The 18,460-nt window shown below is 70.2% G+C and carries 23 protein-coding genes; 15 read left to right on the forward strand and 8 right to left on the reverse strand.

Features of this window, described 5'->3' with window-relative positions; all coding sequences use genetic code 11:
- Positions 1-101: 101 nt before the first annotated feature.
- Positions 102-1,259, forward strand: a complete 1,158-nt coding sequence (locus ACVFYP_RS24895; protein WP_499202931.1) for an amidohydrolase — start codon at positions 102-104, stop codon at positions 1,257-1,259.
- Positions 1,260-1,274: 15 nt separating this feature from the next.
- Here the strand turns inward: ACVFYP_RS24895 and ACVFYP_RS24900 are convergent, their stop codons facing one another.
- Positions 1,275-1,622 carry a DMT family protein gene (locus ACVFYP_RS24900; protein WP_499202932.1) on the reverse strand — a complete coding sequence of 116 codons (348 nt, stop codon included), beginning with the start codon at positions 1,620-1,622 and terminating at the stop codon, positions 1,275-1,277.
- Positions 1,619-2,890, reverse strand: a complete 1,272-nt coding sequence (locus ACVFYP_RS24905; RefSeq protein ID WP_499202933.1) for an AmpG family muropeptide MFS transporter — start codon at positions 2,888-2,890, stop codon at positions 1,619-1,621. The genes ACVFYP_RS24900 and ACVFYP_RS24905 overlap by 4 nt, the downstream gene beginning before the upstream one ends.
- Before the next feature lie 120 nt (positions 2,891-3,010).
- Here ACVFYP_RS24905 and ACVFYP_RS24910 point away from each other — a divergent pair, with 120 nt between their 5' ends.
- On the forward strand, positions 3,011-3,316 hold the full coding sequence (locus ACVFYP_RS24910) for an alkylphosphonate utilization protein (protein WP_499202934.1): 306 nt from the start codon (positions 3,011-3,013) through the stop codon (positions 3,314-3,316).
- On the opposite strand, the gene ACVFYP_RS24915 is transcribed toward ACVFYP_RS24910, so the two are convergent.
- The 5 genes from ACVFYP_RS24915 to ACVFYP_RS24935 all read right to left on the reverse strand — a co-directional run bounded on the left by ACVFYP_RS24915 (position 3,313) and on the right by ACVFYP_RS24935 (position 8,302).
- Positions 3,313-3,660, reverse strand: coding sequence for a hypothetical protein (locus tag ACVFYP_RS24915; RefSeq protein WP_499202935.1), 348 nt, complete (start codon positions 3,658-3,660; stop codon positions 3,313-3,315). The genes ACVFYP_RS24910 and ACVFYP_RS24915 overlap by 4 nt on opposite strands.
- A gap of 288 nt (positions 3,661-3,948) precedes the next feature.
- Positions 3,949-4,368, reverse strand: coding sequence for a hypothetical protein (locus tag ACVFYP_RS24920; protein WP_499202936.1), 420 nt, complete (start codon positions 4,366-4,368; stop codon positions 3,949-3,951).
- 179 nt (positions 4,369-4,547) lie between these two features.
- Positions 4,548-6,377, reverse strand: coding sequence for a translational GTPase TypA (gene typA / locus ACVFYP_RS24925; RefSeq protein ID WP_499202937.1), 1,830 nt, complete (start codon positions 6,375-6,377; stop codon positions 4,548-4,550).
- 236 nt (positions 6,378-6,613) lie between these two features.
- A complete protein-coding gene (locus ACVFYP_RS24930) occupies positions 6,614-7,204 on the reverse strand; it encodes a hypothetical protein (RefSeq protein ID WP_499202938.1) in 591 nt (196 codons plus the stop codon).
- A gap of 108 nt (positions 7,205-7,312) precedes the next feature.
- Complete coding sequence (locus tag ACVFYP_RS24935; protein ID WP_499202939.1) at positions 7,313-8,302, reverse strand: adenosine kinase; 990 nt, start codon at positions 8,300-8,302, stop codon at positions 7,313-7,315.
- Between the two features lie 133 nt (positions 8,303-8,435).
- Between ACVFYP_RS24935 and ACVFYP_RS24940 the strand changes: the two genes are divergently transcribed.
- The 3 genes from ACVFYP_RS24940 (at position 8,436) to ACVFYP_RS24950 (ending at position 10,691) form a co-directional block, all read left to right on the forward strand.
- Positions 8,436-9,125, forward strand: a complete 690-nt coding sequence (locus ACVFYP_RS24940; protein ID WP_499202940.1) for an EI24 domain-containing protein — start codon at positions 8,436-8,438, stop codon at positions 9,123-9,125.
- 422 nt (positions 9,126-9,547) lie between these two features.
- Entirely contained in the window at positions 9,548-10,081 is a 534-nt protein-coding gene (locus ACVFYP_RS24945) for a bactofilin family protein (RefSeq protein ID WP_499202941.1), read from the forward strand.
- A gap of 58 nt (positions 10,082-10,139) precedes the next feature.
- A complete protein-coding gene (locus ACVFYP_RS24950; protein WP_499202942.1) occupies positions 10,140-10,691 on the forward strand; it encodes a hypothetical protein in 552 nt (183 codons plus the stop codon).
- 7 nt (positions 10,692-10,698) lie between these two features.
- Here ACVFYP_RS24950 and ACVFYP_RS24955 read toward each other — a convergent pair whose 3' ends face one another.
- Entirely contained in the window at positions 10,699-10,914 is a 216-nt protein-coding gene (locus ACVFYP_RS24955) for a hypothetical protein (protein WP_499202943.1), read from the reverse strand.
- Between the two features lie 64 nt (positions 10,915-10,978).
- Here ACVFYP_RS24955 and ACVFYP_RS24960 point away from each other — a divergent pair, with 64 nt between their 5' ends.
- From ACVFYP_RS24960 to trpA, 10 genes are all read left to right on the forward strand, one after another.
- Positions 10,979-11,566, forward strand: coding sequence for a helix-turn-helix domain-containing protein (locus ACVFYP_RS24960; RefSeq protein WP_499202944.1), 588 nt, complete (start codon positions 10,979-10,981; stop codon positions 11,564-11,566).
- 176 nt (positions 11,567-11,742) lie between these two features.
- Positions 11,743-12,663, forward strand: a complete 921-nt coding sequence (locus ACVFYP_RS24965; protein WP_499202945.1) for an AEC family transporter — start codon at positions 11,743-11,745, stop codon at positions 12,661-12,663.
- 62 nt (positions 12,664-12,725) lie between these two features.
- Positions 12,726-13,646, forward strand: coding sequence for a signal peptide peptidase SppA (sppA, locus tag ACVFYP_RS24970; RefSeq protein WP_499202946.1), 921 nt, complete (start codon positions 12,726-12,728; stop codon positions 13,644-13,646).
- A gap of 61 nt (positions 13,647-13,707) precedes the next feature.
- Positions 13,708-14,061: an integration host factor subunit beta gene (gene ihfB, locus ACVFYP_RS24975; RefSeq protein ID WP_499202947.1), complete on the forward strand. Its 354-nt coding sequence runs from the start codon at positions 13,708-13,710 to the stop codon at positions 14,059-14,061.
- A gap of 95 nt (positions 14,062-14,156) precedes the next feature.
- The gene (locus ACVFYP_RS24980; protein WP_499202948.1) at positions 14,157-14,489 is read left to right on the forward strand and encodes a LapA family protein; all 333 of its coding nucleotides are present in this window, start codon (positions 14,157-14,159) and stop codon (positions 14,487-14,489) included.
- A gap of 2 nt (positions 14,490-14,491) precedes the next feature.
- Positions 14,492-15,205 carry an orotidine-5'-phosphate decarboxylase gene (gene pyrF, locus ACVFYP_RS24985; RefSeq protein WP_499202949.1) on the forward strand — a complete coding sequence of 238 codons (714 nt, stop codon included), beginning with the start codon at positions 14,492-14,494 and terminating at the stop codon, positions 15,203-15,205.
- Complete coding sequence (locus ACVFYP_RS24990; protein ID WP_499202950.1) at positions 15,205-15,840, forward strand: phosphoribosylanthranilate isomerase; 636 nt, start codon at positions 15,205-15,207, stop codon at positions 15,838-15,840. Before pyrF ends, ACVFYP_RS24990 begins: the two co-directional genes overlap by 1 nt.
- Positions 15,837-16,367, forward strand: coding sequence for a GNAT family N-acetyltransferase (locus ACVFYP_RS24995; RefSeq protein ID WP_499202951.1), 531 nt, complete (start codon positions 15,837-15,839; stop codon positions 16,365-16,367). The genes ACVFYP_RS24990 and ACVFYP_RS24995 overlap by 4 nt, the downstream gene beginning before the upstream one ends.
- 34 nt (positions 16,368-16,401) lie before the next feature.
- Complete coding sequence (gene trpB / locus ACVFYP_RS25000) at positions 16,402-17,640, forward strand: tryptophan synthase subunit beta (RefSeq protein WP_499202952.1); 1,239 nt, start codon at positions 16,402-16,404, stop codon at positions 17,638-17,640.
- A gap of 1 nt (position 17,641) precedes the next feature.
- Complete coding sequence (gene trpA / locus ACVFYP_RS25005) at positions 17,642-18,460, forward strand: tryptophan synthase subunit alpha (RefSeq protein WP_499202953.1); 819 nt, start codon at positions 17,642-17,644, stop codon at positions 18,458-18,460.

The following is an 18,460-nucleotide window of genomic DNA, read 5'->3' on the forward strand; positions in this document are numbered from 1 at the left end:
TGCACCGGCCGCGTCGCCCGCTGCCGCTTCAAGCCAAGCCTCGCGCTCCGTCCCGCCAGCAGACGGGCACGGATCGTCCAACGTCGACAGGATTCACGCACATGCAGATCACGAAGCAGCTTGCCCAGGCCGATGTCGTCGCATGGCGGCGCCACCTGCATCAGAATCCGGAGCTTCTCTACGACGTGCATCAGACGGCGGACTTCGTCGTCGAGAAGCTGAGGACCTTCGGCTGCGATGTCATTGAGACGGGCATCGGCAAGGCTGGCGTGGTCGCTGTCATCAAGGGCGCCGGTGGCAAGGGGCCGGTGATTGGCCTGCGTGCGGATATGGACGCGCTGCCGATCCTGGAGCGCAGCGGCAAGCCCTGGGCCTCGCGCACGCCCGGCAAGGCGCATTCCTGCGGCCATGACGGGCACACCGCCATGCTGCTGGGCGCGGCCCGGCATCTCGCCGCGACACGCAATTTCGCGGGGACGGTGGCCGTCATCTTCCAGCCGGCGGAGGAGGGCGGCGCGGGCGCCCTGGCCATGCTGGAGGACGGCATGATGGAGAAGTTCGGCATCGAGCAGGTCTTCGGCCTGCACAATGAGCCGCATCTGCCCATCGGACACTTCGCCATCCGCAAGGGCGCCATGCTCGCCGCCGCCGATACCTTCGAGATCGTGGTCCAGGGGCGCGGCAGCCATGCGGGGATGCCACATCTTTCGGTGGACCCCGTCGTCGCGGCCGCGCATGTGGTGGTCGGCGTGCAGTCGCTTGTCTCGCGCGAGACGAATCCCCTGCAGGCCGCCGTCATCACGGTGGCCTCCATCCATGGCGGCACCACGCATAACGTCATCCCGGGCACGGTCAGGCTGCTGGGAACCGTCCGCACGCTGCGTCCCGAGGTGCGCGCCTTCGCGGAGCGCCGGCTGGCCACCATGGCAGCCTCCATCGCGGCGGCGCACGGAGCGACGACGGCGTTTTCCTACAGCCGCGGCTATCCCGTGACCTTCAACCACGGCCCGGAAACCGAACTGGCGATCGCGGCGGCGCGGTCGGTTGCCGGCGAGCCCGCCGTCAATCCGGATATCGAGCCGCGCATGGCTTCCGAGGATTTTGCCTACATGCTCGAGCGGCGGCCCGGCGCCATCATGATCATCGGCAACGGCGATACGGCCGGCCTGCACGATCCGGCCTATGACTTCAGCGACGCGGCCATTCCGCATGGCATCCGCTACTGGGTCGCACTGGCGGAGTCCGTGCTGGCTGCCTGACCACCGGGGCGGCGGTCAGTCCACCGGCAGGAAGATGAAGACCACCGCCGCGACCAGGCAGCCCATCGCCGCGAAATAGGTCCAGCGCAGCTGCTCACCCAAAAACATCACGCTGAACACGGCGAAGACCGCCAGGGTGATGACTTCCTGCATCACCTTCAGCTGCTGGCCCGTGAAGGTGCCGTAGCCGATGCGGTTGGCGGGCACGGCAAAGCAGTATTCGAAGAAGGCGATGCCCCAGCTGGCCAGCACGGCCAACCACAGCGGCCAGGAGGGCTGCTTGAGATGGCCGTACCAGGCGAAGGTCATCAAGACGTTGGAGAACACCAGCAGCAGCGGCGTCAGGAAATAGGGGCTCGTCATCCGGGAAGGTCTCTCGCGGGTTGGACCACGGGTGGGGCGGGCGGCGGCAACCGCTTGAGGAGGAACAGCATGATCGCCATGGCGGGCAGCGCCGCCAGGGTGGTCAGGGCAAAGAACCAGGACCAGCCCAGCCCCTCCGCCAGCCAGCCGCTGCTCGCCCCCAGGGTGCGCAGCGGCACCGCGGCGAGCGAGGACAGCAGCGCATATTGCGTCGCGGTGAAGGACCGGCTGGTCAGCGCGGAGAGGTAGGTGACGAAGGCCGCGTCGGCGAGGCCATCCGTGAAATTCTCCACCCCGACCTGGGTCCAGAGCATCGGCATGGAATAGCCGGTCTGCGCCAGGGCCACATACATCAGGTTGGACAGCATCTGCAGCAGCCCGGTCACCACCAGTGCCCGCGCCGTGCCCAGCTTCGCCACCACCCAGCCGCCCGCCAGCGCTCCGCCCAGCGTCATGAACAGGCCGAAGACGCTGCCGACCGCGGCCACTTCCAGTCGGGAGAAGCCGAGCGAGCGGTAGAAGGGCGCGGTCATGATGCCGGCCAGGGCCTCGCCCAGCTTGAACAGGGCGACGAAGGCCAGGATCGCCACCCAGTAGCGGCGGCCCATGAAATCGACGAAGGGATCGACCACCGCGAGCTTCAGCCGGCGCGCCCAGGGCAGCACCTCCACCGGCGGTGCCGCAGGCTCCGGCCCCAGCAGCACGGCGAGGAAGCCGACACCGATCAGCGCGGCGCAATAGGCGAAGGCGGCGGTCCAGCCGGCGAATTCGGCGATCGCCAGCGCCCCGGCATTGGCCGCGAGCAGGGCGCCGCGATAGCCCCAGATGTAGCAGGCCAGGCCATAGCCCTGGTTGCTCTCCTCCAGCACCTCGATGCGATAGGCATCGACCACGATGTCCTGGCTGGCCGAGAGGAAGGCGACCAGCACGGCCACCATCACCGTCACCTCCGCCGCCGTCACCGGATTGGTGAAGCCGAGGCCGAGGATGGCCGCCGCCAGCACCGGCTGGATCGTCGCCAGCCAGCCGCGCCGCCGGCCGAGCCAGCCGAAGGCCGGCGGCGCCGCATGGTCCAGCACCGGGGACCAGAGGAACTTGAAGGCATAGGCGAGCCCGATCAGCGCCGTCAGCCCGATGGCGGTGAGCGAGATGCCGGATTCGGAAAACCACTGCCGCAGGGTGAAGGCGGTGAGGGGCAGCGGCACGCCGGCGGAAAAGCCGAGCGCGAGCAGGACCAGGAAGCGGCGGTCGCGGAACAGATTGGCCAAGCGGGACTCCTCTCGCCAATTCGCTGCTTACAGGGGCGGCGGGGGCGGTGGAACCCGCCACCTCTTGCCGAGATCCCCGCCGTGCCGGAGAACGCCACACCTTCCGGAGACCAGGCGACCATGGCCGATACGAACGATGCCTATGTCTTTGACGAGGCCTCCGGCGAATGGCGCCCGGCCAGCGAGATCGCCGCCCCCGCGGAGGCGGTCTCGGCCAAGGTGGTCGACGCTGCCGGGAATGTGCTGGCCGATGGGGATTCTGTGACCCTCATCAAGGATCTGAAGGTGAAGGGCGCGAATCAGACCCTGAAGCAGGGCACCGTCATCCGCAGCATCCGGCTGACCGACAATCCCGAGGAAATCGACTGTCGTCACGACAGCATCAAGGGCCTGGTGCTGCGGACGGAATTCGTCCGCAAGCGCTAGCTTTCATTCAAGGCCGCGTTCAGCGCCTGCCGCGCGGCGCGCAGCCGGGCGAGCAGATGGCCGGGCGCCACCAGCCGCAGGCCCGGTGCCTCCACCTTCATCAGCAGCGTGGCGCCGGGCAGAAGGCCGAGGGATTTGCGCAGCGAACCCGGCAGGGTCAGCCTTCCCTTGCGATCCAGCGTCGGCACCCGGCCCGCCACCCCTTCCCCCGGCTGCACATGCAACGTGTCATCCTCGACCGTCACCATCAGCTTCACGCCGGGCACCAGCCCGGTGGCGTCGCGCAGTGCCGGGGTCAGCAGCACCCGGCCGCGGGTATCAAGGCGCAGTCTCTGGGGACGCATGGATAAATCCGACCGTTGCGGTTGAGCAGTTTGGCGCAGATTCACGCCCCGGTGCAAAGGGGGTCGCGTCCGTGGCATGGGTGCAACGACTGGCTCGCATGCCGTTTGACCGAAATCCTTTTGGTGGTGCGGGACACGCCGTGTACTCTCACCAATTGAGGCTGAGTGGCGCCCCCCGCCGCTCAGCCGTTCCCCTGCGGCGCGCCGCACTACCACCTTCACCGGACCTCCTCCGGCGGTGCGCCGCGGGGCCTTCTGCCCGGCCCAAGGGGCCAAGGGGGCGAAACCTTATCCCAGTAGAAGCTTCGACACGCTATGGAAGCGCAGCGTCGAGTCGTTCAGCGTGAGGTCGCCGCTGAATGGCGTCGCCTCCCCCATCCGGTTGAGGAAGCCGATCCCGCCATCCTGGTCGAGATGCAGGGACAGGCCGGGTTCCAGGATATTGATGGCGTAGACGAGCTGGGAAAGGCTGACATGGCGCAGCGCCAGCACGTCCATCCCCGGCGCGCCCTTGAACATGGCATCACCATCCATCGGGCTCCAACTCGCGCAGGCCTCCGGCGGCGCCGGGGGTCGCGCCGGGCGCGGGCTGCGCGGCCGCGCCGCATGGGCCGGGCCGGCCTTGCCCCAATGCTGCGCCATTTCGCGCCAGTTCGGCAGATTGCCGACCCGCCGCCGCCCGCTTGATCCACCCTGATTCACGCCCATGGTCCTGGCCCCTGCCCGAATATCGTGGCGGGAAGCTAGGCCCGGGCTGGCGCGGCCGGCAGGCAGGCCGTTCCGATAGCGGCGATAGGCTGCGCCTGACCATTCGACCCCAAAGCAAAAGGCCCATCCGCGGTGGCGGATGGGCCTTGCAAGGCTACTGAAAGACGTTCGCGAACGGCTTACGCCGCTTCGCTCTCCGACTTCCGGGCGTTCTTCTTGCGCTCATGCGGGTCGAGGTAGCGCTTGCGCAGGCGGACGGCCGTCGGCGTCACCTCCACCAGTTCGTCTTCCTCGATATAGGCGATGGCCTGTTCCAGGCTCATCCGGCGCGGCGGCACCAGCAGAAGCGCCTCATCCTTGCCGGCGGCACGGATGTTGGTCAGCTTCTTTTCCTTGATCGGGTTCACGTCCAGGTCGTTGTCCCGGCTGTGCTCGCCCAGGATCATGCCGACATAGACCTTCACGCCCGGATCGACGAACAGCGTGCCCCGCTCCTGCAGCGAGAACAGCGAATACTGGATCGCCTCGCCATCGGAGTTGGAGATCAGCGAACCGTTACGGCGACCCTCGATCGGGCCGGCCCAGGGCTGATAACCCGCGAAGATGCGGTTCATGATGCCGGTGCCGCGCGTGTCCGTCAGGAACTCGCCGTGATAGCCGATCAGGCCGCGCGACGGGATCAGGAAGGTCAGGCGCTGCTTGCCACCGCCGGAGGGCCGCATGTCCTGCATCTGGCCCTTACGCAGGGACAGCTTCTGGACGACCACGCCCGAATATTCCTCGTCGACGTCGACCAGGCATTCCTCGAACGGCTCCTCGCGCTCGCCGGTCTCGGCATTCTCGCGCATCAGCACGCGCGGGCGGCCGATGGTCAGCTCGAAGCCCTCGCGGCGCATCTGCTCGATCAGCACGCCGAGCTGGAGTTCGCCGCGGCCGGCCACCTCGAAGGCGTCGACTTCCTCGGACACCTTGATGGAGATCGCAACATTGCCCTCGGCCTCCTTGAACAGGCGGTCGCGGATCTGGCGGGAGGTGACCTTCTTGCCCTCGCGGCCGCCGAGCGGGCCGTCATTGATGCGGAAGGTCATGGACAGGGTCGGCGGGTCGACCGGGATGGCCGGCAGCGGCTCGGCCACGGACGGATCGCAGATGGTGTCCGGGATGGTGCCGTTGGACAGGCCGGCGATGGCGATGATGTCGCCGGCATAGGCCGTGTCCACCACCACGCGGTCCAAGCCGCTGAAGGTCATCAGCTTGGTCAGGCGGCCGGTTTCCACCACGGAACCGTCGCGGCGCAGCACCTTCACCGGCATGTTCAGCCGGGCGGTGCCCTGCTCGATGCGGCCGGTCAGGATGCGGCCGAGGAAGTTGTCGGCCTCCAGGATCGCGGCGTTCATGGCGAAGGGCAGGTTCGGGTCGAGGCCCGGCGCCGGCACATGCGACAGGATCAGGTCGAACATCGCCGACAGGTCCTTGCGCGGACCGTCCATCGTCGCATCGGCCCAGCCCTGGCGGCCGGAGGCGAAGAGCATCGGGAAGTCGAGCTGGTTGTCGTCGGCGCCGAGCGCCGCGAACAGGTCGAACATCTCGTTATGGACTTCGTCAGGGCGTGCGTCCTGGCGGTCCACCTTGTTGACGACGACCATCGGGCGGATGCCACGGGCCAGCGCCTTGGTCAGCACGAACTTCGTCTGCGGCAGCACGCCCTCGGCGGCATCGACCAGCACCACGGCGCCGTCGACCATCGAGAGGATGCGCTCCACCTCGCCGCCGAAGTCGGCGTGGCCGGGGGTGTCGACGATGTTGATCTTCACGCCCTTCCACTCGACCGCGGTGGACTTGGCGAGGATGGTGATGCCCCGTTCGCGTTCCAGGTCGTTGCGGTCCATGGCGCGTTCGGCCACGACCTGGTTGGTGCGGAACGCACCGGCCTGCTTCAGAAGGTTGTCGACGAGCGTGGTCTTGCCGTGGTCGACGTGGGCGATGATCGCGACGTTGCGAATATCCATGGTTCTGTCCGGGTTCCGGCAACAAGAGTTTCAGCGAGGAATCCGAAAAGGACCCTTCGCGCCGACCCCCGCCGCCCCGGGCATGACCGTCTGACGACGATCATCCAGGCACCACGCTGGGCCATTGGCATTGATGCGGCGCACACATAGGGCGGAAGCGGGCAAAAAGCGAGCACGAAGCGCATTGCCGGCCCGGAAGGCAGCCCCGCTTCCTGGGCGGGGCTGCCTGGAGGGGCTTATCGGGTGCTCGGCGCCGGCATCGGGCCCGGCGTGAACATCGGCGCCGGGGCCGGGCCAAGGTTCCGGGGCGCGCCGCCGCTCATCGCCGGCGGCGTGGCGGTGCCCGTGCCGGTCATGCTGTCGGGCACCATGGCGCCACGGTTCATCACCGCGCCGGTGCTCTCGGCCGCCGGGCTCGGGGCGCTCAGGGCAGCCATGGCCTGGTCGATGCGGCGGTTGACCTCCGCCCGGTCACGCCGGTTCAGAGCATCCCGCGCCGCGCCGATCTCGCTGATGGCGCCGGAGCTGGCGGGCGTGCTGGCGAGATCGGGCATCACGGAACGGGTCAGGATGCGCGTCTCGGCCTGTTCCAGGTTTTCGCGCGCCTGGGCGATGCGGCCGGCGGCGAGTGATTCCCGCGCCTGGCGCAGGAACGTCTCGGCCTGGTCGGCGGCGACCGGGCTGGGGCTGGCCATGCTGTGGCTGGGCGTTGCATGCCGCGAGGCGGCGCCCTGCGTGGGGCTCATCCCCTGGGCATTGGCCAGACCAGCCAAGGCGAAGGGCAGAGCCAGAACCGTGGCGACGGTGAGAGTGGGACGGATACGCATGGAACCTCCTTTCCTGGGCCTGAATTGGCCCGTTGGCGATTCCAACGCCGCCCGCCGCCTGTGGTTCCAGGCGGCGCAACGTCTTGATCTGGCGAAAGTTTCCGGCGCTCAGCCGGAAACCAGCGCCTTCAGATCGGCCTGCGGGCGGGCGCCGAAATGGCTGATCACCTCCGCCGCCGCCACCGATCCCCAGCGGCCGCATTCGGCCATGGGCTTGCCCTGGGCGAGCGCCGCCAGGAAGCCGGCGGCATAGGCATCGCCCGCGCCGGTGGTGTCCACCACCTGGGTCGGCACCGCCGCGACCCGCCATTCCTGATCGCCCGCGACCACCAGGCTGCCCTTTTCGGACAGGGTGATGGCCGCCAGGGAGACCTCCTTCCGAACCTTGGCGATCGCCGCCGAGAGGTCGTCGGTCTCATAGAGCGACAGGATCTCGGCCTCATTGGCGAAGAGGATGTCGGTCTCGTTCTTCACGAAATCCTGGAAGGCGGCGCGGTGGCGCCCGACGCAAAAGGGGTCGGAGAGGGTGAGCGCGATTTTCCGGCCGGCCGCATGCGCGGCCTTGGAGGCCTTGAAGAAGGCGGCCTTGGCCTCGGGTGGGTCGAACAGATAGCCCTCGAGATAGGTGACGGCGGCGGAGGCCACCTCCGCCTCCGACACATCGTCCGGGCCGAAGGCGACGCAGGCGCCCAGATAGGTGTTCATGGTGCGCTGGCCGTCCGGCGTCACCAGGATCAGGCAGCGCGCGGTCGGCGCGCCGCCGGACAGGGGCGTGGTGGGGAAGCGCACGCCGGCGGCCTGGATGTCGTGCCCGAAGACCTTCCCCAGCTCATCCGCCGCGACCTTGCCGAGGAAGCCGACGCGGGCGCCGAGCGCCGCGGCCACCGCGCAGGTATTGGCGGCAGACCCGCCGCTGCCCTCCACGCCCGGACCCATGGCGGCGTAGATGCGCTCGGCTGAGGCGGTGTCGATCAGCGCCATGCCGCCCTTGGCCATGCCCTGGGCATCGAGGAAGCTGTCCTCGGCGCGGGCCAGCACATCGACGATGGCATTGCCGATTCCGAGCAGGTCGAGCTTGGGCGGGGGGGCGTCGGTCATCGCGGTTCGGGCCTCGGCGTCAGGTGCGGCGCGTGGTTTGCGCCAGCGGCCCCCAGGCCGCAAGGCCTGGAGGCAGTACGGCCGCAAGGCCTGGAGGCAGTACGGCTGCAAGGTCATGTGACCGGCGCCTGGCTTGGCCCTGCGCCTCGGCCGGGCCATCTGGGCCGCCATGCTGACCCCCCTGCTGCTGGCGCTGCGCCAGATCCCCGACCCGGCCTTCCGTCGGCCGTTATGGCTTGGCGCGCTGGGGGCCCTGCTGGGACTTCTGGGGCTTGGCCTGTTATCCGCCTGGGGTCTTGGCGCCCTGGCGGGCGGGGAGGGGTGGCTTGCCACGGCGGCGGCCACCGCCGGGGCGGTCCTGGTGGTCTTCGCCGCCTGGTGGCTGTTCATCCCGCTGCTGCTGGCCGTCGCCGGCCAGTTCCTGGATGGCGTCGCCGCGGCGGTGGAGGCGCGGCATTATCCGGAACTGCCGCCGCCGCGCGGCGCCAGCGCGGCGGCGCAGGCCTGGGGGGCGTTGGTGCTGGCCGCCAAGCTGGGCGCGCTGACGCTCATCCTGCTGCCCTTGTCGCTGTTGCTGCCGGTGGTGGGCGTGCTGCTGCTCTGGGTGGTCGCCGCGATCGGCCTGGGCCAGGGGCTGTTCGAGGGCGTGGCCCTGCGCCGCATGGGCCGCGACGCGGCGGAAGCGCTGCGCCGGCGGCATCGTGGCCGGATCTGGGCCCTGGGCGGTGTGCTGGCGCTGCTGGCGGCGGTGCCGGTGCTGAACCTGCTGGTCCCGGTGCTCGGCACCGCGGCGATGACGCATCTGCTGCATCGCCTGAGATGACTCAGGCCGGGGGGCCATTCCCTCCGTGGGCGAAACCTTACGGTTGGAATTTCCGGTGGATGGTTCGGCAAGAATTGCCGAAGCGGCCCGCCCCGCCGTTGTCTCTCGGCGGCGGGGCGTGTTAGCCGAGGAGGCAGCACGGAGCGCCGTGCCGCGCCTTGATGCAAAGCCAGGCGGTACCTGCCGGCATGCGACAGGGACGCGGCCTGGTGTCCTGCCCGTGAGGGTCGCCGCGCGACGCGACGGACCGCCCGGGCAGGCAGCCACGACAGTTTGATAGGGGGACGATGATGAATGTCTTCGGCCGTCGCCGGGAAGAAAAACCGGCCGAGCCCAACCCCGACCAGTCCACCACGGTACCAACCAGCCGCGACCCGGATCTGGGCGCGTCCTCACTCCGACCTTCCAGGGATGCCTCGACCATGAGCCTCGCCCCCAAGCCGCCGTCGCCCACCATGCCGGGTGGTCCGACGCCGCCCGCCGGCACCGCCATCCCGCCGCGCCCGCCGCAGATGGGCGGCCAGATGGGGGGTCAGCCGGGCCAGATGCCGGGCTCTCCGACCATGCCGTCCCCCAGGGCTCAGACGCCGGACCGCCGCACGCTGGTGGTGGGCCGCGGCATCAGCCTGCAGGGCACGGTGGCCGATGCCGAGCGCCTGGTGGTGGAAGGCACGGTCGAGAGCCAGATGATCCAGGCGACCGAGCTGTCGATCAGCCAGACCGGCGTCTTCAAGGGCGAGGTCCAGGTCGAGGATGCCGAGGTTGCCGGCGTGTTCGACGGCACGCTGACCGCGCGCGGCCAGCTGGTGATCCGAGGCACCGGCCGCGTCATCGGCACGGCACGGTGCCGCCGCCTGATGGTCGAGGATGGCGGCCAGATCACCGGCAAGATGGAAATGCTGGGTGAAGGCCAGGTGCCCGCCGGCCCGGCGCCCCGCGCCTACGCCGAAGGCTGACGTGCATCGCGATGGCGGCCGGGTGACCGATCGCCACCGCATGGCACCGCGCCGCAGGATGCGCCGCCTGGTTCTGCTGCTGCCGCTGCTCGCCGCCTGCACCCAGCCGGATCAGGTCGATCCGGTTGTGGTGTTGCAGGAGGCGCTGGCCTCGCATCAGGCCAGCCTGGCCGGCATCGCGCCGCGCCCCGCCGCTGCGGGCGGGGAGGGCTCGGTCGCCCCGGCCGTGCCACCGCCGCCCCGCCCCGCCCCTCGTATCCCTGGCGCGCCGCCCGGCATGGCAGGCCAGCTTGTGGGGCACCCTCCGGCCAGCATCACCGGCTGGTTCGGCAATCCGCGCCTGCGGCGGGAGGAGGAGGGGGCGGAGATCTGGCACTACCAGGGTCCGCAATGCCATCTGGACTTGGTGTTTTATCGCGATCCGGGGCGGGACGGCGGGCTGCGCGTGGCTTTCGCCGCGGCCCGCGCCATCGGCACGGCCCGACGTAGCGAGGCCGCCTGCCTGCGCGACATCGCCCGCGGCACCCCGCCTGGCGCCATCCCCGTGACCGCCGATCCTGCCGAGTCAGCGCCCGCCTCGGCGGAGCCGGCTGCGCCATCGGGGCTGTGACGCCTTTCTACAGGTAACGACCGCGTTCCAGGATTTCCAAGGTGTAGTCCCGGTAGCTCATGCCGAGCTCCTCGGCCCGCGCCAGCCGACGCAGCACCACCTCCCGCCCCGGGTTGCGCCAGGCTTTGCGATGGGCCTGGCGCCAGCAATGCAGCCGCCAGCCTTCCTCGGGATCCGGCTCCTCCAGCGGCGGTCCACCATTGTGGCCGGGTGGTGCGGGCATGCGGTCATCCATGCGGCGGGCCTCTCGTGCGGCGAGATGAAACTATGGTAGACGGAAATCCACCATGCAAGACGATACCGCGACGCCGGCCGATGACGCCTCCCGACAGCTCGCCGCCCGCCTGAAGACGGAGCGGGAGGCGCGGGGCTGGTCGATCGCCGAGCTGGCCGAAAGGTCCGGTGTCTCCCGCGCCATGATCAGCAAGGTGGAGCGCGGGGAGGCGAGCCCGACGGCGGCTTTGCTCGGCCGCCTCTCCGGCCCCTTCGGCCTGACCGTCTCCGCCCTGCTGGCGCGGGCGGAGGCCTCGGCGCCGGGCGGGGTGGTGGTGCGGGCGGCGGAACAGGCGCTGTGGCGCGATCCCGGCACCGGCTATCTGCGCCGCATGGTCTCGCCCCCCGGTGCCAATCCGGAGCTTGTGCATGTCGAGCTGCCGCCAGGGGCGCGGGTGCCCTATCCCGCCGCCTCCTATGCCCTGCTCGACGGGCGCTGCATCTGGCTGCTGGAGGGGGAGCTGCTGTTTCATGAGGGCGCGCGGACCCACCGGCTGGAACCCGGCGACTGCCTCGCGCTCGGGCCGCCCGCCGATTGCGCCTATGAAAACCCCTCCGCCACGCAGCCCTGCCGCTACGTGGTGGCGGTGGCGCGGCGCTGAGCGGTCGGCCAGGATGATGCAGCGCAGCAGGGCAGGCAGGGCGATCAGCGTATGACCACAGTTGGCGCCGCACTGCGGCCGGCTTTCACCGCCGGCCGAGCGGCCGAATGGCCGCCGCGCCAGGTGGCGCGTGGCCAAGCGGCCGTAGGCCGCGCCCGGCGCTTGAGGGCAGCACAATGATCACCCACTGGCTGGATGCCTTCGTGCCGATCTTCGGCCTGCTCGGGCTTGGCGCGCTGCTGCGCCGGCAGTTGCTGCGGGACGATGCGATCTGGGCGGGGATCGAGAAGCTGGTCTTCTGGGTGCTGCTGCCCAGCCTGATCGTCAACGCCCTGTCCGGCATGCGGCTGGCGGAACTGCCGGTGGGTGGGTTGGCGGGCACCATCTGGGGGGCGCTGCTGGCCGGCACGGGGCTGGCGCTGCTGCTGTCGAGGATGCTCGGCGCGCGCCATGCGGCCATGACCTCCATTTTGCAGGGCGGCATCCGCTTCAACAACCTGATGGGCTTCGCCATTGGCGGGGCGATCTGGGGCGCGCCGGGCATCGCGCTCTGCGCCATCTGCACGGGCTTCATCGTGCCCATGGTGCAGGTGATCTCCACCCTGGCCTTCGCGCTGGGTGGCGAATCCCGCATGCGGCCGCTGCGGCTGCTGCGCCAGGTGGTGCTGAATCCGCTGATCCTGGCCTGCGCCCTGGGCTTTCTGCTGTCCTTCGCGGGCGGGTTGCCGGCCGGGATCAGTCCGATGGTGCGGGCGCTGGGCCAGGCTTCGGTGGCGCTCGGCCTGCTTTGCGTCGGCGCGGCGCTGACCCTGCGGGGCCTGGGCGACCGGCCGCTGACCCAGGCGCTGACAGCTGTGCTCAAGCTGGGGGTGGTGCCGCTGATGACACTGGGGCTCGCCACCGCGCTGGGGCTAGGGCCGCTGCCCACCGCCATCGCGGTGATGCTGATGGCCCTGCCCACCGCGGCCACCAGCTATGTGATGGCGCGGGCCATGGGCGGCGACGCGCCGCTGATGGCCGCGATCACGACCAGCGAGCATGTGCTGTCCATCATCACGCTGCCGCTGTGGATCTGGTATCTGGGCAGCCGGATATAGGCTGCCCACCCGGCCCCATCAGGCCCTGGCCCCACGCCAGCGCCGCACCAAGTGATCGTATCATGTCCCTCGATGCCGACCTTCTGTTCGACCGCCGCCGCCTGAAGCGCCGGCTTTCCCTGTGGCGCGCCGCCGCCGTGCTGGCGGTGGCCGCCGTGGTGCTGGCATTCACACTGGCGGATGACCGTGGGGCCGGGCTGCTGCCGGGCCGCGCCCATGTCGCGCGGCTGAACATCTCCGGCTTCATCGGCGACGACCGCAAGCTGATCGAGGAGCTGGACCGGCTGCGGCGGGACGATGCGGTGCGCGCCGTGGTGGTGACGATCGACAGCCCTGGCGGCAGCGTGGCGGGCGGCGAGTCGCTGCATGCGGCGCTGACCCGGATGGCGGCCGACAAGCCGGTGGTGGCGGTGATGGCCGGCACCGCGGCCTCCGCCGGCTATATGGTGGCGCTGCCGGCGCAGCGGATTTTTGCCCGTCAGGCAACCGTCACCGGCTCCATCGGTGTCATTCTGCAAAGCTTCGATGCCTCCGGCCTGCTGGCCTGGCTCGGCGTGCGGCCGGAAACGGTAGCCTCCGGCCCCTTCAAGGACCAGCCCAGCCCGTTCCGGCCGCTGACCGAGGAAGGCCGCGCCGAACTGGCCCGCGTGGTCAGTGATCTGCACACGCAATTCATCACCATGGTCGCGGAAGGCCGTTCGATGGACCCCGCCCGGGTGCGCGAATTGGCCGATGGCCGCGTCTTCACGGGGCGGGAGGCGCTGGCGCTGGGCCTGGTGGATGCGATTGGCGGGGAGGCCGAGGCACGCGCCTGGCTGGCCGAGACGCGGGAGGTTCCGGCCAGCCTGCCGGCACGGGATGTCGAGATTCGTGGACTGGCGGAACGGACTTTCGGTGCCGTTCTGGGCTTCGTGACAAAAAGCTTTGCGAATGAATGGGTTGGCGTTGACCGCGTGCGCGCGCTTTGGCAGCCTTCGCTTTGAGACATCAAGACGTCCCGGGCAGTCCGCCGACCCCTTCGGGCCGGCGCGCCCGGGGTTGGGGGTGCCGGGGGGCAGGATGACCAGGTCGGAACTGATCGCGCAGCTTGCTGCGGCCAACCCGCATCTGCGGCAGTTGGATGTGGAGCTGATCGTCACCACCATCTTCGACGAGATCATCGGCGCCCTGGCGCGCGGCGACAGGGTGGAGCTGCGCGGCTTTGGCGCCTTTTCCACCAAGCGCCGCGAACCCCGCACCGGCCGCAACCCGCGCACCGGCACGGCCGTGTCGGTGGACGGCAAGGCGGTGCCCTATTTCAAGCCGGGCAAGGAGTTGCGGGAGAGGGTGAATGGCGGCCCGTTGCAGGACCCGCCCCGCCGCCCCCGCGCCAAGGCCGAGGGCGTCAGCAGCCGCTGAGCCCTCCGCCACCTCGGCGACCGGACATCGCGCCGGTGATGTGACACCGGGAACGCGGGGCTGTAGGACAGGCGCGAAGATCGGAGAGGCCCCCCATGCGCTGGCTGCTGTTCCTGCCGCTGCTCATCCTCCTCGCGCTGTTCGCGCTGTCGAACATGCAGGAGGTGCAGCTGCGTCTTTGGCCCTTCGACCTCGCCTGGGCGGCGCCGCTGGGCGTGGCGGTGCTGATCCTGTCCGGCGTCGGCTTCCTGGTCGGCGCCGTGCTGGCCTGGGCCGCCGGCCTGCCCGCCCGCCGCAGGGCGCGGGACGTGGCCGCCGCCGCCAAGCTGGTGGAAGCGGAACTGGCCGTGATGAAGGCGAAGGAAGCGCAGGCGCGGCATGCCGGCGCGCCGGCACCCATGACCCTCACCTTGCCAGCCGGGCACTGAGAATGCGCCGCTGCGGGCTCTGCGTGGCGCTCGATGCGCCGGATCTGTCCACGGCAGAGACCTGGGCGGATGCGGTGGCGCCGCATGCCGGGCTGCTGAAGGTGGGGCTGGAGCTGTTCTCGGCCGAGGGCGGGGAAGCGGTGCGCCGCATCGCCACCCGGCGGCCGGTCTTCCTCGACGTGAAGCTGCACGACATTCCGAACACGGTGGCCGGCGCGGTGCGGTCCCTGGCACCGCTCGGCCCGGCCTGGATCACCATCCACGCCGCCGGTGGCCCGGCCATGGTGGCTGCCGCGCGCCAGGCGGCGGAAGCGGCGGTGAAGGGCCAGCCCGGCATGGCGCGGCCGCGCATCCTGGCGGTGACGGTGCTGACCAGCATCGACGCCGCGACGCTGTCCGATACCGGCGTGTCCGGCGGCCCGGTGCAGCAGGTGCTGCGGCTGGCGCGTCTGGCCATGGCGGCCGGCGCCGATGGGCTGGTCTGCTCGCCGCGGGAAGTGGCGCCGATCCGAGATGCGCTGGGCGAATTGCCGGTGCTGGTGGTGCCCGGCGTGCGGCCGGCCGGCAGCGCGGCGGATGATCAGGCGCGCACCGCAACGCCGGAACAGGTGGCGCGGGACGGCGCGGACTGGATCGTGGTCGGACGGCCGATCACCCAGGCGGCCGATCCGGCGGAGGCGGCCTGGGCCATCGCCCAGGCGCTGCGGGTGAACTGATGCTGGTGAAAATCTGCGGCATTTCGGATGAGGCCGGGCTGCGCGCGACGCGCGACGCCGGCGCCGATTTTTGTGGGCTTGTCTTCTTTCCACCCTCGCCTCGCGCGGTGACGCCGGCGCGGGCGGCGGCGCTCTCCGCCGCCGTGCCGGGTGGGCCGGCGCGGGTCGGGCTGTTCGTCGATCCGACTGATGATCTTCTGGTGGAGGTCCTGGCGGCGCTGCCGCTGGACGTGATCCAATTGCACGGCGAGGAATCCCCCGCACGCTGCGCCGAAATCCGCCAGAAATGCGGGCGGCCGGTGATGAAGGCGCTGGGCATCGCGCAGGCGGCTGACCTGGATGCGCTGGAGGATTACGCCCCGGCCGTGGATTACTTTCTGCTGGATGCCAAGGCGCCGCCCGGCGCGTCGCGGCCTGGCGGCAATGCCGCGCCCTTCGACTGGACGCTGACCGCCGGCCGCACGATCCCGCGCCCCTGGCTTCTGGCGGGCGGGCTGACGCCGGGCAATGTGGCGCAGGCCATCGCTGCCAGCGGCGCACCGGGCGTCGATGTCTCCTCCGGCGTCGAGGCCTCGCGCGGGGTCAAGGACCCGGCGCGCATCGCCGCCTTCGTGGCCGCCGCGAAGGCCGCGTGATCCGACCCGCCACCCTGGCGGATGCACCGGCGATCGGCGAGATGCATGCCGAGGCCTGGACCGAGACCTATCCTGGCCTGGTGCCGGACGAATTGCTCACCGAGATGACCGATCCCGCCCGCCGCCGCGCCGCCTGGGCGCGCAATCTGGCAACGCCGCTGTTGCCGGGCGGGACCCTGGTGGCGGAGGAGGCGGGCGCCATACTGGGCTTCATCTCCGTCTGCGCCGCGCGGGATCCGGCGCTCGGCGCCTCCGGCGAGGTTTCCGGCCTGTATCTGCTGCGCCGCGCCCAGGGGCGTGGGCTGGGCCGGGCGCTGCTGGCGGCGGGGGCGGAGGTGCTGCTGCAAGCGGGCCATGCCGATGCCGGCGCCTGGGCGCTGGATGGCAATCTGCGCGCCCGCGCCTTCTACGCCGCCACGGGCGCCAAGCCGGGCACAAGCCAGATCGGCTGGCATGGCGATGTCGCCATCGCGGAAACCGCCCGGGTCTGGGCCGACCTGCATGGCGTGACCCGCCGCGCCGGCTGAGCTAAAGACCCGCCTGACGTCCAGGAATGTGCCCGTGACCCAAGCCCTGCCCAATTCCTTCCGCCAAGGCCCGGATGCGCGTGGCCGCTTCGGCAATTTCGGTGGCCGCTTCGTCGCCGAAACCCTGATGCCGCTGATCCTGGAGGTCGAGGCCGCCTATGAGGCCAGCAAGACCGACGCCGCCTTCCAGGCCGAATGGCGCCGCCTGCTGACCCATTATGTCGGCCGCCCCAGCCCGCTCTGGTTCGCGGAGCGCCTGACGGCCCATCTGCGCAAGGACGCGGCACCCGGCATGGGCGCCAAGGTCTATTTCAAGCGCGACGAGCTGAACCACACCGGCGCGCACAAGATCAACGCGGTGCTCGGCCAGATCCTGCTCGCCAAGAAGATGGGCAAGACGCGCATCATCGCGGAGACCGGCGCCGGCCAGCACGGCGTGGCCACCGCCACCGCCTGCGCGCTGATGGACCTGCCCTGCGTGGTCTATATGGGCGCCACTGACGTGGAACGGCAGCAGCCCAACGTCTTCCGCATGAAGCTGCTGGGCGCGGAGGTGGTGCCCGTGACCTCCGGCGCCGCGACGCTGAAGGATGCGATGAACGAAGGGCTGCGCGACTGGGTCGCGAATGTCCACGACACCTATTACTGCATCGGCACCGTTGCCGGCCCGCACCCCTACCCTGCCATGGTGCGCGATTTCCAGAGCGTGATCGGCATCGAGGCGCGCGCCCAGATGCAGGAAGCCGAGGGGCGCCTGCCGGATGTGCTGGTGGCTGCCGTTGGCGGTGGCTCCAACGCCATGGGGCTGTTCTACCCCTTCCTGGACGATCCCTCCGTCGCCATGGTCGGCGTGGAAGCCGCGGGGCGGGGCCTCGATTCCGGCGAACATGCCGCTGCCCTGTCGCGCGGCCGGCCGGGCGTGCTGCACGGCAACCTCACCTACCTGCTGCAGGATGGCGACGGCCAGATCACGGAGGCGCATTCCATCTCCGCCGGCCTCGACTATCCCGGCGTCGGGCCCGAGCATTCCTGGCTGCATGAGCTGGGCCGCGTGCAGTATTGCGGCGTGACGGATGACGAGGCGCTGGAAGCTTTTCAGCTCTGCTCCCGCCAGGAAGGTATCATCCCGGCGCTTGAGCCCGCGCATGCGCTGGCCGAAGTCATGAAAATGGCGCCCAAGATGCCGGCGGACAAAATCATCCTGATGAATCTGTGCGGCCGTGGGGATAAGGATATCTTCACCGTGGCGCGGCACCTGGGCGAGAAGATCTGACATGTCGCGCATTGCCACCCGCTTCGCAGCCCTCAAGGCCCAGGGCCGCGGCGCCCTGATTCCGTTCCTGGAGGCGTTCGATCCGGACCGCGAGACCGCCATGGCGATCCTGCGCGGCATGCCGGCGGCCGGCGCCGATCTGATCGAGATCGGCGTGCCCTTCACCGACCCGATGGCGGATGGGCCGACGGTCCAGAAGGCCGGGCAGCGCGGGCTGAAGGCCGGCGCCACGCTGGCCGGCGCGCTCGGCATGGTGCGCGAATTCCGCCAGGGGGATCGGGAAACGCCGGTCATCCTGATGGGCTATTTCAACCCGATCCTGTCCTATGGCGTGCCCCGCTTCTGCGCCGAAGCGTCCGAGGCGGGCGTGGATGGGCTGATCGTGGTGGATGTGCCGCCCGAGGAAGCCGATGAGTTGCAGCCCGCAGCGACGGCCAACGGCCTCGATCTGATCCGCCTGGTGGCGCCGACGACCGATGAGGCGCGGCTGCCCAAGGTGCTCTCCGCCACCACCGGCTTCGTCTATTACGTGGCGATCACCGGCATCACCGGCACGCGCAGCGCCAGCACGGCCGATCTGGCCGCCGCCATTCCGCGCATCCGCAAGTTCACCGACCTGCCCATCGCCATCGGCTTCGGCGTGCGGTCGCCGGAACAGGCGGCCGAGGCGTCCCGCATCGCCGATGGCGCGGTGGTCGCCTCCGCCTTGATCGAGGGGCTGGTCGCCAGCCTCGACCCGCAGGGCCGCGCCACGCCGGCCACGGTGCCGGCTGTGCTGGACCGGGTGCGTGATTTGGCGGAGGCTGTCCGAAAGAGCTGA

Source organism: Roseomonas sp. F4, from assembly GCF_053891155.1.

Excerpts from the sequence above, each read along its gene's own strand:
- ACVFYP_RS24900 (WP_499202932.1), bottom strand. The coding sequence starts at position 1,622 with ATGACGAGCCCCTATTTCCTGACGCCGCTGCTGCTGGTGTTCTCCAAC.
- ACVFYP_RS24935 (WP_499202939.1), bottom strand. The coding sequence starts at position 8,302 with ATGACCGACGCCCCCCCGCCCAAGCTCGACCTGCTCGGAATCGGCAAT.
- ACVFYP_RS24915 (WP_499202935.1), bottom strand. The coding sequence starts at position 3,660 with ATGCGTCCCCAGAGACTGCGCCTTGATACCCGCGGCCGGGTGCTGCTG.
- ACVFYP_RS24930 (WP_499202938.1), bottom strand. The coding sequence starts at position 7,204 with ATGCGTATCCGTCCCACTCTCACCGTCGCCACGGTTCTGGCTCTGCCC.
- ACVFYP_RS24955 (WP_499202943.1), bottom strand. The coding sequence starts at position 10,914 with ATGCCCGCACCACCCGGCCACAATGGTGGACCGCCGCTGGAGGAGCCG.
- ACVFYP_RS24990 (WP_499202950.1), top strand. The coding sequence starts at position 15,205 with ATGCTGGTGAAAATCTGCGGCATTTCGGATGAGGCCGGGCTGCGCGCG.
- sppA (WP_499202946.1), top strand. The coding sequence starts at position 12,726 with ATGTCCCTCGATGCCGACCTTCTGTTCGACCGCCGCCGCCTGAAGCGC.
- ACVFYP_RS24960 (WP_499202944.1), top strand. The coding sequence starts at position 10,979 with ATGCAAGACGATACCGCGACGCCGGCCGATGACGCCTCCCGACAGCTC.
- ACVFYP_RS24950 (WP_499202942.1), top strand. The coding sequence starts at position 10,140 with ATGCGCCGCCTGGTTCTGCTGCTGCCGCTGCTCGCCGCCTGCACCCAG.
- ACVFYP_RS24895 (WP_499202931.1), top strand. The coding sequence starts at position 102 with ATGCAGATCACGAAGCAGCTTGCCCAGGCCGATGTCGTCGCATGGCGG.
- ACVFYP_RS24965 (WP_499202945.1), top strand. The coding sequence starts at position 11,743 with ATGATCACCCACTGGCTGGATGCCTTCGTGCCGATCTTCGGCCTGCTC.
- pyrF (WP_499202949.1), top strand. The coding sequence starts at position 14,492 with ATGCGCCGCTGCGGGCTCTGCGTGGCGCTCGATGCGCCGGATCTGTCC.
- ACVFYP_RS24910 (WP_499202934.1), top strand. The coding sequence starts at position 3,011 with ATGGCCGATACGAACGATGCCTATGTCTTTGACGAGGCCTCCGGCGAA.
- trpA (WP_499202953.1), top strand. The coding sequence starts at position 17,642 with ATGTCGCGCATTGCCACCCGCTTCGCAGCCCTCAAGGCCCAGGGCCGC.
- ACVFYP_RS24980 (WP_499202948.1), top strand. The coding sequence starts at position 14,157 with ATGCGCTGGCTGCTGTTCCTGCCGCTGCTCATCCTCCTCGCGCTGTTC.
- ACVFYP_RS24945 (WP_499202941.1), top strand. The coding sequence starts at position 9,548 with ATGAGCCTCGCCCCCAAGCCGCCGTCGCCCACCATGCCGGGTGGTCCG.
- typA (WP_499202937.1), bottom strand. The coding sequence starts at position 6,377 with ATGGATATTCGCAACGTCGCGATCATCGCCCACGTCGACCACGGCAAG.
- ACVFYP_RS24920 (WP_499202936.1), bottom strand. The coding sequence starts at position 4,368 with ATGGGCGTGAATCAGGGTGGATCAAGCGGGCGGCGGCGGGTCGGCAAT.